This window comes from Pseudomonas sp. EB271-G4-1 (assembly GCF_058791355.1).
In genome coordinates, this window is sequence record NZ_JBYTEO010000032.1 from 19,017 (window position 1) to 31,654 (window position 12,638).

Here is a 12,638-nt window from a genome sequence, read left to right on the forward strand (position 1 = left end):
ACAGTCAGGTATGCAAACGCGCCGGACAACCGGCAAGGATCAGTCAGGCGCGCCAACGCCAGCGGGCCAGGGCCTTGATGACTTTCATCCAGAGTTTGCGAGTGACCACCACGATGGCGTTTCCAGAAGGGGGTTGGACAGCGTCGGCCAACGTTATCTCAGCGGCCGGGTCCAGGCAACCGCGAATTAGCTTGCGCAGGTCGTCGATCACCAGTGCCGGTGACTCTTCGGCAATCGGCCGGCCGTGGTTGTAGCCGTAGCTCAAGGCCACGCACTTGACCCCCGCCGCTTTCGCCGCCTGTACATCACTGCGCGAGTCGCCGACGAACAAGGATTGCGAGGCCGGGATATTGGCCATCTTCATTACGAAAAACAGCGCAGCCGGGTCGGGTTTTTTCTGTGGCAGGGTGTCGCCGCCAATGATCCACTTGAAATATCGGCCGATTTTCATCTGATCCAGCAGCGGCGCGACGAAGCGCTCCGGCTTGTTGGTAATCAGCGCCATCTCGACGCCCTGCTTTTGCAGCCATTTAAGCGTATCGCGCACACCGGGGTAGACCACGGTCAACCCATGGCTATCGGCATACGCCTGCATGAAAATCTCCAGCGCGCTGTCGGCCTCGGCGTCATCGACCTTCGAGTGGTCGATACCGCCGGCCAGGGCACGGCGCACCAGCACCGGCGCGCCATTACCCACCCATTCACGCACCGCTTCGATACCGGCCGGTGCTCGACCGAGCTTGAGCAGCATCTTGTCCACCGCCACCGCCAGGTCCGGGACCGAGTCGACCAAGGTGCCATCCAGGTCGAACATCACCAGTCGAGGCAGGGTTCCGGGAAACAGCTGCTCAAAGCCACTCATGGGCGGGCCAGCGCCAGTTCGGAACGCATTTTTTCAATCACTTCCTGGTAGTTCGGTGCATTGAAGATCGCCGAACCAGCAACGAAGGTATCAGCACCTGCCGCAGCGATTTCACGAATGTTGTTCACGTTGACGCCACCGTCGATTTCCAGGCGAATGTCACGACCCGACGCGTCGATCAGCGCCCGCGCCTCACGCAGCTTGTCGAGGGTGCCAGGGATGAACTTTTGCCCGCCAAAGCCCGGGTTGACGCTCATCAGCAGGATCATGTCGACCTTGTCCATCACGTACTTGAGCACGTCCAGCGGCGTTGCCGGGTTGAACACCAGGCCCGACTTGCAACCGCCCTCACGGATCAGTTGCAGGGAGCGGTCGATGTGCTGGGTAGCCTCCGGGTGGAAGGTGATGTAGGTCGCGCCGGCTTCGATGAAGTCACCGACGATGCGGTCCACCGGGCTGACCATCAGGTGCGCGTCGATCGGCGCGGTCACGCCGTACTTGCGCAGCGCCGAGCAGACCATCGGGCCGATGGTCAGGTTCGGCACGTAGTGGTTGTCCATGACATCGAAGTGCACGAAGTCGGCGCCGGCGGCCAGGACGTTGTCCACTTCTTCGCCCAGGCGGGCGAAGTCGGCGGAAAGAATCGACGGAGCAATTACGAAGGGCTGCATGACGCACCTTTTCTGAGCAGAATCACGATGGCGCGCATTGTATACCTCATGCTTTGGCCCGCGCACCGAAAGCGCGATGATCAGTAGGCCGCCCGGTAGATTTTCTCGATATCGACAGCACTCAACCGGCGCGGATTGTTGCGCATCAGGCGCTCGATCCCTGCTGCCTCCACGGCCATCGCCGCAATCGCATCCTCGGGAACCCCGACACTGCGCAGGCCTTGGGGGATTTCCACCGCCGCGCACAACGCGGTCATGGCCTCTACAGCTTTGTCGGCCGCTTCATTGGCGCTCAGATGAGCCGTCCTCACCCCCATGGCTTCGGCGATATCCTGCATGCGTTCAATGCAGGCCATCTTGTTCCAGGTCATGACATGGGACAGCAGCAAGGCATTGCTCACGCCATGGGCGATATTGAAGCGCCCTCCCAAGGGATACGCCAGCGCATGCACCGCACCCACCCCGGCATTACCGAATGCCATGCCCGCCATCAGGCTCGCGGTGGCCATGTCTTCACGGGCCTGCAGGTTGGACGGGTTGGCGTAGGCCTTGGGCAGCGCCTTGGCGATCAGTTTTATGGCGCCGATGGCCAGGGCGTCGGTAATCGGCGAGGCATTGACCGACAGATAGGATTCGATGGCATGCACCAGCGCATCGACGCCGCTGGCCGCCGTGACCCCGCGCGGACAAGTCAGCGTCATCTGCGGGCTTACCAATGCCACGTCCGGCAACAAGTAATCGCTGACGATGCCTTTCTTCAACTGCGCGACCTTGTCGGAAAGGATCGCCACGTTGGTGACTTCCGAACCGGTGCCGGCCGTGGTGGGGATGGCGATCAGTGGCGGGCCTTTGCGTGGCACCTGGTCAACCCCGAACAAATCTTCGAGGGCGCCGTGGTAACCGGCGTAGGCCGCCACGCTTTTAGCGATGTCGATGGCACTCCCACCGCCCAGGCCAATCAAGCCGTCATGCCCCCCATCGCGATAAACCCGCATGCAGTCTTCGACGATGGCGATTTCCGGGTCCGGCAACACCCGGTCAAAAATCTCATAAGTGCGCCCCCCAAGCTGGGCCAGCGCCAGCTCTACCGTGCCGGACTTGACCAAGGCAGCGTCGGTGACGATCAGCGGGTGGTCGATGTCCAGGCGCATCAGCTCGACGGACAACTGCTCGATGGCCGCTGCGCCGGTGATCAGTTTGTGGGCGATCTTGAAGGAGGAAAGACTCATGTGCGCAGCCTCTTATGGATGTGGGAGCTGGGCACAAGAGTAGCTGGGGTTTGGGGGTTGGCTGATATTCAGGTAGTGAATGAACCATGCTCGCGAATCAGCACAAAAACAACGGTGGGAGCGAGCCTGCTCGCGAAGACGGCTGAGTGCTCGACATTTGAGTCGACTGACACTCCGCTTTCGCGAGCAGGCTCGCTCCCACAGTGGATCGGTGTGAAGTTTTAGACCTGCGCAGTACGCAGTTTCTCGCTGCGCCCACGCAGCCACTCCAGGGTCAGGAGCAGGATCACCGAGAAGGCGATCAGCAGCGTCGCGGCGGCGGCGATGGTCGGGCTGAGGTTTTCGCGGATACCGCTGAACATCTGCCGTGGCAAAGTCGCTTGCTCGGGGCCGGCGAGGAACAGCGTCACCACCACCTCATCGAAGGAAGTGGCGAAGGCAAACAAAGCACCGGAAATCACCCCGGGCGCAATCAACGGCAAAGTCACCCGACGGAACGCCGTCAGCGGCGAAGCGCCGAGGCTGGCCGCCGCGCGCACCAGGTTCTGGTTAAACCCTTGCAAAGTCGCCGACACGGTGATGATCACGAACGGCACGCCCAACACCGCATGCACCACAATCAGCGAAAAGAAGCTGTTGCCCAGGCCCAACGGCGCAAAGAACAGATAGCTGGCCACACCAATGATCACCACGGGCACCACCATCGGCGAAATGACCAGCGCCATCACCAGCGGTTTACCGGGGAAGTCGCCACGGGTCAGGCCGATGGCCGCCAGCGTACCGAACACCATGGCCAGCACCGTAGCGGCCGGCGCGACGATGATGCTGTTCTTCAGGGCGCGCATCCATTCCGCCGAGGCGAAAAAGTCGTGATACCACTGCAGCGAGAAGCCTTGCAGCGGGTACACCAGGAAACTGCCGGAGTTGAACGACAGCGGGATGATCACCAGCACCGGCAGGATCAGGAACAACAGAATCAAGCCGCAGAGAATCCGCAAGCTGTAGAACCACACCCGCTCGATGGGCGACATATAAGGACTCAGCATTTCATTCTCCCCTTAGCTCAGGCGCAGGCGACTGGCGCCCACCAGCCAGCTGTAAATCAGATAAAGCACCACGGTCGCCAGGAGCAACAGGCCACCGAGTGCGGTCGCCATGCCCCAGTTGATGCTGGTGTTGGTGTAGAAGGCGACGAAGTAGCTGACCATCTGATCGTTCGGGCTGCCCAGCAACGCCGGGGTGATGTAGTAGCCGATGGCGAGGATGAACACCAACAGGCAACCGGCGCCGACACCGGCATAGGTTTGCGGGAAGTACACCCGCCAGAAGCTGGCGAATGGATGGCACCCCAGGGAAATCGCCGCACGCATGTAGGTCGGCGAGATGCCTTTCATCACGCTGTAGATCGGCAGGATCATGAACGGCAGCAGGATGTGCACCATCGAGATGTAGACACCGACGCGGTTGAACACCAGCTCCAGCGGCTTATCAATGATGCCCATGGCCATCAGGCCGCTGTTGATCAAGCCACCCGATTGCAGCAATACGATCCACGCGGCAACCCGAACCAGGATCGAGGTCCAGAACGGTAGCAGCACCAGAATCATCAGCAGGTTGCTCTGGCGCGATGGCAGGTTCGCCAACAGGTAAGCCAGGGGATACGCGAGTACCAGGCAGATCACGGTGATGATCAGGCCCATCCAGAAAGTGCGGGCAAAGATGTCGAGGTAGATCGCCTGGTCCGGTGTGGCCGGGGCAATTTCGCCGAGGTCGTCGATGCGGTGATCGACCGCGGCCAGCAGATAGTACGGCGTAATGTTGCTGGTATTGCGGCGTACGGCTTGCCAGTAGGCCGGGTCACCCCAGCGCTCGTCGAGACCTTCCAGCGCTTCTTTATAAGAGGCCGGTTCAGCGGCGAACGGCAAGGCGCGGGCGGTTTTGGTCAGCAGGCTACGATAGCCGGCCAACTCCATGTTCAAGCGCTTGGACAAATCGCCCAGGGTCTGATTCTTGCGCGCTTCGGCGAGGTCTTCGCTGGCCGCCTTGTAGACCGGTTCGGCAGGCAGGCCTCGGCCGTCCCAACTGGCGATGGCCGCCACGGTGCGCGGCATGCCACCGACCACTTCCGGGTTACCCACGCTTTTGTAGAGCAGCGCCACGATTGGCACCAGGAACACCAGCAACAGGAACAGCACCAGCGGCGCGATCAACGCCTGGGCCTTCCAGCGGTTGACCCGCTCGGCGTGCTTGAGCCGCTGCTTCAAGGTGGGGTCAGTGCCCGCGTTCACGGGAACGGCGATAGCCATGGCGTACTCCGGAAATCTTTGGATGGGCGGCATCAAACAGCGCGATGCCGCATTACATCAATGTTCTTGAACCATTCACTGGCCCCTGTAGGAGCTGGCGCAGCCTGCGATCTTTTGGCGGCTTAGAGACCGCTGAAGATCAAAAGATCGCAGCCTTCGGCAGCTCCTACAGCATAAGCCCGCGCTGCGGTCTTACTTCGCAGCCCAGGAATTGAAGCGCTGTTCCAGTTGCTCGCCGTTGTCAGCCCAGAAGCTGACGTCGATCTGTACCTGGTTGGCGATGTTTTCCGGGGTGGTCGGCATGTCCTTCAGGACATCCTTGGCCAGCAACGGTACGGCCTGGGTATTGGCCGGGCCGTAGGCGATGTTTTCCGAGTAGGTCTTCTGCTGCTGTGGTTGTACCGAGAAGGCGATGAATTTCTTCGCCGCTTCCGCACGCTTGGCATCCAGACCTTTTGGGATGGCCCATGCGTCGAAGTCGTAGATACCGCCGTTCCACACCACTTTCAGGTTGCTTTCTTTCTGCACGGCGGCGATGCGGCCGTTGTAGGCCGAGCTCATGACCACGTCACCGGAAGCGAGGTATTGCGGCGGTTGTGCGCCAGCTTCCCACCACTGGATGTTGGGCTTGAGTTCGTCGAGTTTCTTGAACGCGCGATCCTGTCCATCTTTACCGGCCAGCACTTTGTAGACGTCTTTTGGCGCAACGCCGTCAGCCATCAGTGCGAACTCCAGGGTGTACTTGGCGCCTTTACGCAGGCCTCGCTTGCCTGGGAATTGCTTGGTGTCCCAGAAATCCGCCCAGCTGGTCGGCGCGGTCTTCAGTTTGTCGGCGTTGTAGGCCAACACGGTCGACCACACGAAGAAACCTACGCCGCATGGCTGGATAGCGCCTTTGACGTAGTCCTCGGTCTTGCCGAACAGGGCCGGGTCGAGTTGCTCGAACATGTCTTCGTCGCAACCACGGGACAGTTCTGGTGATTCGACTTCTACCAGATCCCAGGACACGCTCTTGGTGTCGACCATGGCCTTGACCTTGGCCATCTCACCGTTGTATTCGCCCGCCACGATCTTGCCGTTGCCTGCCGCTTCCCACGGTGCGTAGAAGGCTTTGACCTGCGCCGCCTTGTTCGCCCCGCCAAAGGACACCACGGTCAGGTCCGGGCCAGCTGCCATTGCGCTTGCTGCCCCCATCATGCCCAGTGCCAGAGCGGTGAATTTCAGGGATCTCAACATTTATTGTTCTCTCCACGTGCAGGGTTTGTGTTGTTGAAGCCGGGGCGATCAGTTCGCCTCTAGAATGGGATCGAGCGCGCGAACGTGTTCGACCTGCCAGCCAAGCGGAACCACGTCACCGACCGCGAGCGCAGGATCGAGCTCGGCAATCGGTTGTTTCACGAAGAAGTCGGTCTTGCCACAGACCTCCAGGCGAACCCGGACGTGGTCGCCCAGATAGATGAATTCCGCTACCCGTCCCGAGAAGCGGTTGATGCAAGACTCGCTGGAGCCATTGAGACTCACGCGTTCCGGGCGAATGGACAAGGTCACCGGTTCACCGGTCTTGCCGACGTTCACCGCCAGGGCTTCAACTTTTTCACCACGGCCCAGTTCGACCACGCAACGGTCGCCGGTCTGGCTGTGCAGACGGCCGTTAAGACGGTTGTTTTCGCCAATGAAGTTGGCGACGAAGGTGTTTTTCGGCTCTTCATACAACGTACGTGGAGGCGCGATCTGCTGGATCTCGCCCTGATGGAAAACGGCCACACGATCGGACATGGTCAGGGCTTCGCCCTGGTCGTGGGTCACGTAGACCACGGTCACACCCAGACGCTGGTGCAGGTGCTTGATTTCCATCTGCATGTGTTCGCGCAACTGTTTATCCAGTGCGCCGAGGGGTTCGTCCATCAGCACCAGTTGCGGCTCGAACACCAGTGCGCGGGCCAGCGCCACGCGCTGCTGCTGGCCACCGGACAGTTGTGCCGGATAACGCTGGGCAAAGGCATCGAGCTGCACCATGCTCAGGACTTTCTTGACCTTATCGCTGACGTCGCTTTTGTTCAGCCCGCGCACAGTCAGAGGGAACGCCAGGTTCTCGGCAACCGTCATGTGCGGGAACAACGCATAGTTCTGGAAGACCATGCCGATGTCACGCTTGTGCGGCGGCACGTTGTTGATGGCGCGTCCGGCCAGCAGGATCTCACCTGCTGTCGGAGTTTCGAAACCGGCGAGCATCATCAGGCTGGTGGTTTTGCCGGAGCCTGAGGGGCCGAGCAAGGTGAGGAATTCGCCTTTGCGAATGTCCACGTTGAGGTCCTTGACGATCAGGTTCTCGCCATCGTAGCTCTTCTGCACTCCACGAAAGCTGACCAGAACATCATTGGCCCCTGCGCTTGAATCGACCTGGCTCATACCCACACCTTTGTTGTTGATGACTGCTGTGGACTAAGCCTAGTGGACGCTGGGACCTGCGCAAATCGGGGGGCAAGAGAGAATCGCCTCAGCCATATGGAAGGCTGGGGGTAGGGATTGCCCTACAAGGATGGCGCGCTTTGGCAAGCGCAGCGGCGAGCGGTGAGCTGCACGCCGCAAGAACGAGCAATAGCGGTTGATCAGGCATGTCGCAAATGGACATGGCGACGCGCGCAGGGGGTGGGGGTGTTTTTCAGAGGAGCTTGTGTTCCATCGCGTACTTCACCAGCTCCGCCAGCGAGGTGATATTGAGTTTCTGCATCAACCGCGCCTTGTGGGTACTGATGGTTTTGCTACTCAACGCCAGTTGCTGGGCAATGTCGTTGACGTTGGCGCCCTGGGCCAGGCGTTCGAACACCGAAAACTCACGCTCCGAGAGCAGTGAGTGCAGCGGCCGCGAATCGGTCAGGCCGACTTCGAAGACCATTCGGTCGGCCAGGTCCGGATCGATATAGCGCCCTCCCGCTGCCACCCGGCGGATGGCCGTCAGCAACAGCGCCGGATCACTGTCCTTGGTGGCATAGCCTGCCGCACCGACTTTCAAGGCCCGTGCCGCCATTTGTGCCTCGTCATGCATCGACAACACCAGGATCACCGGCGGATTGTTCAAGGCACGGATCCGCGGGATCGCCTCAAGGCCGTTGACACCCGGCATGGAGATATCCAGCAGCACCACTTCGCAGGGCACATGCCGCAAGGTTTCGAGCAGCTGTTCGCCATTGCTCGCCTCCCCCACCACCAGCAGGTCCTTGGCCAGGCCGATCAATTGCTTGATGCCTTCGCGGACAATGGTGTGGTCTTCGGCAACCAGTACACGGATCACTTACGTCTCCTTATCCAAGGGTACTCGCACAGTCAGGGTCGTGCCCTCACCCGGCTCACTCTCAAGGGACAGTTGCCCGCCCATGATCAACACCCGCTCGCGCATGCCGACCAACCCAAAGGATGTTGGCCTGCCGCTTTCGGCGACAAATCCTACGCCATCATCGCTGACGGTCAGGCACAACTCGTCGCCTTCAAGAGTAAGTGTCAGTTCGACAGTATGCGCCTGGGCGTGGCGCATGACATTGGTCAGCGCTTCCTGAAGTATACGAAACAGGCCGATGGCCTTGGCATCACTGAGCACGGGCAAGTTTTCCGGCACCTGTACCAGGCACGGAATCTGCGTACGCGCCTCAAACCGGCGTGCCTGCCATTCGATGGCCGAGGCTATCCCGGCATCGAGGATCGGTGGCCGCAACGCCGTCGCCACATCGCGTACCAGCTGGAACAGCTGTGCGATCAAACGCTTCATGCTGTTCAGGCGCTCGTTCAATCCGGGGTCGAGTTGCGCATAAGCCAGCTCGCACATGGACGTTTCCAGCTTGAGCACCGTCAACATCTGGCCCAATTCGTCGTGAACTTCCCGGGCAATGCGCGCCTTCTCCTCTTCGCGCACGCTTTCAAGGTGCGCCGACAATTCGCGCAGTTGCTCACGCGAGCTCGCCAGTTCCAGTTCGATGCGCTTGCTCTCGCTGATGTCCCAGACAATGCCATCCCAAACGTAGGCGCCGCCCTCGAGTCGACGGGTTATCGCCTTGATTTCCGCCCAGCGTTGTTCCCCCTGACGCGTAAGGATCCGCCCTTGCCAGGACCAGTCGCTGTCAGTGTCCAGCGCACGATCCTGGGTCTGGTGATAGCTGGCCTTGTCGTCCGGATGCACCAGGCTGCGCAGGCCTTTGTCACGATGGGCCAGGGTCGCTGGCGAGTAACCCACCAGGCTCTCGCTGCCCTCACTGATGTAGGCAAAGTCGATCTGGCCGGTCACCGGCGCCCGTTCCAGGCGAAAGACCAGGCCCGGCACATTCGCCGCGATCCCTTGCAAGCGTGCTTCACTTTCCTGCAACGCCGCCAGGGCGCGACGACGTTCAGTGACATCGGTCAGGTAGACCACCAGGTACTCGCCATCGCGAAAGCGCAAAAAACTCAGGGAGACATCGGCCGGCAGGATGCTGCCATCGGCCCGCAGGCAATTGGATTCAAAACTTTGCGGCGCGTCGTCGCTGGCCCTGGCGCGCTTCCACAGGTTCAACCAGCGATCCATGTGCAGTTCGGGTTCGAACTCGATCAATGGCCGGTCGATAATCCCTCCGGGCGGATAGCCCAGCATGGTTTCGGCAGCGCGGTTGGCGTAGCGCACGTGGCTGTCCCAATTCACCCAGAGAATGCCGACGGTACTCTGGTCGATGGAAAACTGCGTGAGCCGCAGGGCCTCTTCACTGGCGGCACGCAGGGCAATGTCTGCCTGCGCCGCCGCCAGTCGTTGCTCCAGACTGTGCTGCTGGCGTCGTTGCCAGAACACGATGGCCATGGCGCTGAGCGCCAGTACCAACAGCAGCAGGCAGAGGTTTTGCCAGAATCCCGGGGATTCGGTGAGCCGCGGGTACTTGGGTTGCAGCCACTGGTTGTGCAGCGCCTCCAGGTCCTTCGCCGGGATCGCCCGCAGCGCGCTTTCGACAATGCCGGCCAGCTCCGGCAGGTCGCGACGCGTGGCCACCCGCAGCAGCTGTGGCAAGCCGATATCACCGACCACCACCAGCCCGGAGAACTCCGGTTCAACGGACAATCGCCCCAATTGTGCCTCGTCGACCACCGCGTAGGCGGCTTGCTGGCTTAGCAACAGTTGCAAGGCCTGGCGTTCGGCCGGTACACCCTGCAGGTTCAAATGCGGATAGTTTCCACGCAGGTAGTCGGCGGTGGCACTGGGCATGCGCACGGCGACGCGGGTTTGGCTGTCGAGTTTTTCCAGCTCAACCGCCCCAGTGCTTTTCTGGTCGCTGACCACCAGCTGTGGCACCCGCATGTACGGATCGGAAAACTGCCAGAGGCGCAGGCCGCCAGGGGTCTGGGTCAGCCCCGGGGCGAGATCGATTTCGCCGGCGCGAGCGGCCGCCTCCAATTGCTCGAGATCGGGAAAGTTGCGCCAGCTCAGTTCGACCTTGAGCGACTTGGCCAGCCACTTCATCAGCTCGACATTGACCCCGGACAGGCGCTGCAAGCGGCGGTCGTACTGGGCGTAGGGCGCTTGCAACACCAGTCCCACCCGCAAATCGCCCTGCTGCGCCAACCACTGTTGCTGGCCTGCCGACAATGGCGCGACATGCGCCGGTGGCGCTACCGCCGCCCAGCCCATCAAGGGCAACCACAAACAGCCGATAACCCACAGGCAGCGAAAACGCATCATCGAACTCTCACACACTGACAAAGACTGACCAACCCATTAGGCTGCCGGAATAACTTCTGGCCTGGAATATCCAATGCTCCCTGTCTACCGCCTGGCACTGCCAGCATTGTGCCTGTCGCTGGTCCTGCCATGGGCTTTTTCCGTTGAAGCAGCCGACCCGACGCCTGCCGCGGCAGAAACCCCCTCCGAAACAAAACCACTCGAACGCCAGCCGTTGCCTGAGCGTAGTCAGGAAGAAGCCATTGCACTGGAGCGAAAAATTCCGCGCCAGGAACAACAGCAATTGCAAGCAGGCTCCGATACGTTCCTGGCCCTGTGGAAGGCGGCCAATACCGCCGACCCCAAAGGTGCGGTCATTATCATTCCTGGCGCTGGCGAAACCGTTGACTGGCCGCAAGCAATCGGCCCGCTGCGCCGCCAATTACCGGATGCCCAATGGAGCAGCCTGAGTATCACCCTGCCTGATTTGCAAAGCGAAGCCATGACGCCGCGCGGGGTGCAAGCCACTCCAGCAGCCAAAGCGCCAGACGTCGGCAGCAAAGACTCGACCACCGCAGCGCCCATCGAACAGGCCGCGGGCGGCGAAGCCGAGGTGGCGGACAAGGCCGTCGCCGAAACGCCTGACGAGCAGAGCAAGGCTGACGCCGAGCGAATCTTCGCCCGCATCGACGCAGCCATCGCTTTTGCTGAACAGCAAAGTGCTCGCAGCATGGTGCTGCTGGGACATGGTACGGGCGCCTATTGGGCTGCGCGGTATTTGAGCGAGAGGCAGACGGCGCAGGTCGAGCGCTTCGTCATGGTCGCCGCGCAGACACCGAACAAAGCGCTCCCTGAACTGGACGAACTCGCGCCAACCCTCAAGCTGCCCACCGTCGACTTCTTCTATATGGACAAGCCGCTGGACCGCAACGCGGCGCTGGCCCGCCTGCAGGCCAGCAAACGCCTGAAGACTTCGGCCTTCAGCCAGGTCTCGCTCAAGGCCTTGCCAGGCAATAACAAGGCACAACAGGAACAATTGGTGCGCCGGGTGCGGGGCTGGTTGAATCCACAGAATGCGTCGAACTGATGGACTGAGTCGCCCCATTCTCGGGGCGACGCAACGCTTCGCTGCTAACGAAAGTCCCGCCGTTGACGAATCAGCGTATAGGCGTTGTGCAGCTCGCGCGTCTTATCGGTGGCCTCTCGAACCTGCGACGCCGTTGCACCACTGCCGGCAATCTTGTCCGGGTGATGACGACTGAGCAGGCGTCGATAGGCGCGCTTGATCTGGGCGGGCTCACTGGTGGCAGTTACACCCAACAGCCGCAAAGCGTCCTGATAGGTTGTCACGCTGCTGACCAACGGACGATGCTGTGGCTCGTAATCGGCCGCCAACGCCCTGACCTGCCGTTCGGACCACCCCAGCCAATTACCCCACTGAAAGAGCAGCTCACGCTCGCGATTGCCCGCATGCCCATCAGCCCAAACCATCCGCCAACAAGCGCGCAAGACCCCTTCTGCCGCATAGGGTTGAGACCTTAGCCTGCGCAAATGGCCACGCAACCGGTCACTGCCCGACTTGCCACGATTGAACGCGGCAATCGCCCGGCGCTGTGCCGATTCGGACATTTCCAGGGCACGCATCTCCGCGCGAGCCTGCTGGATATGCCCCTCCACGACCCGTCCATCACACTTGGCCAGGCGTCCCAGCAACACAAACAACAACTCGTCGTTGCGCAGGACAGATCGCCCTCCGAGCTTTTCGCGCAAATGCGCCAGGCTTTGCAGGTGCAGGTGCCGATCCAGCACCTGCCCCAACAAGGCGCCAAGCATGGCACCCGGAATGCTGGCGATGGCAAACCCCACTCCGGTTCCGATCAGCGTCCCTGGCCACAGCAT

At 61.1% G+C, this 12,638-nt stretch carries 11 protein-coding genes; 1 reads left to right on the forward strand and 10 read right to left on the reverse strand.

Annotation, left to right across the window (positions count from 1 at the left end; translation table 11 throughout):
* Nucleotides 1-43: 43 nt before the first annotated feature.
* From AC3WWR_RS17185 to AC3WWR_RS17225, 9 genes are all read right to left on the reverse strand, one after another.
* A complete protein-coding gene (locus AC3WWR_RS17185) occupies nt 44-862 on the reverse strand; it encodes a phosphoglycolate phosphatase (RefSeq protein WP_033044298.1) in 819 nt (272 codons plus the stop codon).
* Nucleotides 859-1,533, reverse strand: a complete 675-nt coding sequence (gene rpe / locus AC3WWR_RS17190) for a ribulose-phosphate 3-epimerase (RefSeq protein ID WP_033044299.1) — start codon at nt 1,531-1,533, stop codon at nt 859-861. The genes AC3WWR_RS17185 and rpe overlap by 4 nt, the downstream gene beginning before the upstream one ends.
* 80 nt (nt 1,534-1,613) lie before the next feature.
* Complete coding sequence (locus AC3WWR_RS17195; protein WP_151143548.1) at nt 1,614-2,762, reverse strand: iron-containing alcohol dehydrogenase; 1,149 nt, start codon at nt 2,760-2,762, stop codon at nt 1,614-1,616.
* A 221-nt stretch (nt 2,763-2,983) separates the two neighbouring features.
* Nucleotides 2,984-3,808 (reverse strand): ABC transporter permease, encoded by an 825-nt coding sequence (locus tag AC3WWR_RS17200; protein ID WP_008061581.1) that lies wholly within the window; start codon nt 3,806-3,808, stop codon nt 2,984-2,986.
* A 12-nt stretch (nt 3,809-3,820) separates the two neighbouring features.
* Nucleotides 3,821-5,068 carry an ABC transporter permease gene (locus AC3WWR_RS17205; RefSeq protein WP_033045294.1) on the reverse strand — a complete coding sequence of 416 codons (1,248 nt, stop codon included), beginning with the start codon at nt 5,066-5,068 and terminating at the stop codon, nt 3,821-3,823.
* 192 nt (nt 5,069-5,260) lie between these two features.
* Nucleotides 5,261-6,304, reverse strand: coding sequence for an ABC transporter substrate-binding protein (locus AC3WWR_RS17210; protein WP_020798800.1), 1,044 nt, complete (start codon nt 6,302-6,304; stop codon nt 5,261-5,263).
* A gap of 48 nt (nt 6,305-6,352) precedes the next feature.
* Nucleotides 6,353-7,477: an ABC transporter ATP-binding protein gene (locus tag AC3WWR_RS17215; RefSeq protein WP_151143551.1), complete on the reverse strand. Its 1,125-nt coding sequence runs from the start codon at nt 7,475-7,477 to the stop codon at nt 6,353-6,355.
* A gap of 253 nt (nt 7,478-7,730) precedes the next feature.
* A complete protein-coding gene (locus tag AC3WWR_RS17220; RefSeq protein WP_020798801.1) occupies nt 7,731-8,360 on the reverse strand; it encodes a response regulator in 630 nt (209 codons plus the stop codon).
* Nucleotides 8,361-10,760, reverse strand: coding sequence for a PAS domain-containing sensor histidine kinase (locus tag AC3WWR_RS17225; RefSeq protein WP_033045296.1), 2,400 nt, complete (start codon nt 10,758-10,760; stop codon nt 8,361-8,363).
* A gap of 73 nt (nt 10,761-10,833) precedes the next feature.
* On the opposite strand from AC3WWR_RS17225, the gene AC3WWR_RS17230 reads away from it, so the two are divergent.
* The gene (locus AC3WWR_RS17230; RefSeq protein ID WP_033045298.1) at nt 10,834-11,826 is read left to right on the forward strand and encodes an alpha/beta hydrolase family protein; all 993 of its coding nucleotides are present in this window, start codon (nt 10,834-10,836) and stop codon (nt 11,824-11,826) included.
* Nucleotides 11,827-11,870: 44 nt separating this feature from the next.
* Here AC3WWR_RS17230 and AC3WWR_RS17235 read toward each other — a convergent pair whose 3' ends face one another.
* Nucleotides 11,871-12,638: a TerB family tellurite resistance protein gene (locus AC3WWR_RS17235; RefSeq protein WP_020798804.1), complete on the reverse strand. Its 768-nt coding sequence runs from the start codon at nt 12,636-12,638 to the stop codon at nt 11,871-11,873.

Bases quoted from the DNA above. Each gene is read 5' to 3' on its own strand.
- AC3WWR_RS17230 (WP_033045298.1), top strand. From the start codon at position 10,834: ATGCTCCCTGTCTACCGCCTGGCACTGCCAGCATTGTGCCTGTCGCTG.
- AC3WWR_RS17210 (WP_020798800.1), bottom strand. From the start codon at position 6,304: ATGTTGAGATCCCTGAAATTCACCGCTCTGGCACTGGGCATGATGGGG.
- rpe (WP_033044299.1), bottom strand. From the start codon at position 1,533: ATGCAGCCCTTCGTAATTGCTCCGTCGATTCTTTCCGCCGACTTCGCC.
- AC3WWR_RS17215 (WP_151143551.1), bottom strand. From the start codon at position 7,477: ATGAGCCAGGTCGATTCAAGCGCAGGGGCCAATGATGTTCTGGTCAGC.
- AC3WWR_RS17205 (WP_033045294.1), bottom strand. From the start codon at position 5,068: ATGGCTATCGCCGTTCCCGTGAACGCGGGCACTGACCCCACCTTGAAG.
- AC3WWR_RS17185 (WP_033044298.1), bottom strand. From the start codon at position 862: ATGAGTGGCTTTGAGCAGCTGTTTCCCGGAACCCTGCCTCGACTGGTG.
- AC3WWR_RS17225 (WP_033045296.1), bottom strand. From the start codon at position 10,760: ATGATGCGTTTTCGCTGCCTGTGGGTTATCGGCTGTTTGTGGTTGCCC.
- AC3WWR_RS17195 (WP_151143548.1), bottom strand. From the start codon at position 2,762: ATGAGTCTTTCCTCCTTCAAGATCGCCCACAAACTGATCACCGGCGCA.
- AC3WWR_RS17200 (WP_008061581.1), bottom strand. From the start codon at position 3,808: ATGCTGAGTCCTTATATGTCGCCCATCGAGCGGGTGTGGTTCTACAGC.
- AC3WWR_RS17235 (WP_020798804.1), bottom strand. From the start codon at position 12,638: ATGCTGTGGCCAGGGACGCTGATCGGAACCGGAGTGGGGTTTGCCATC.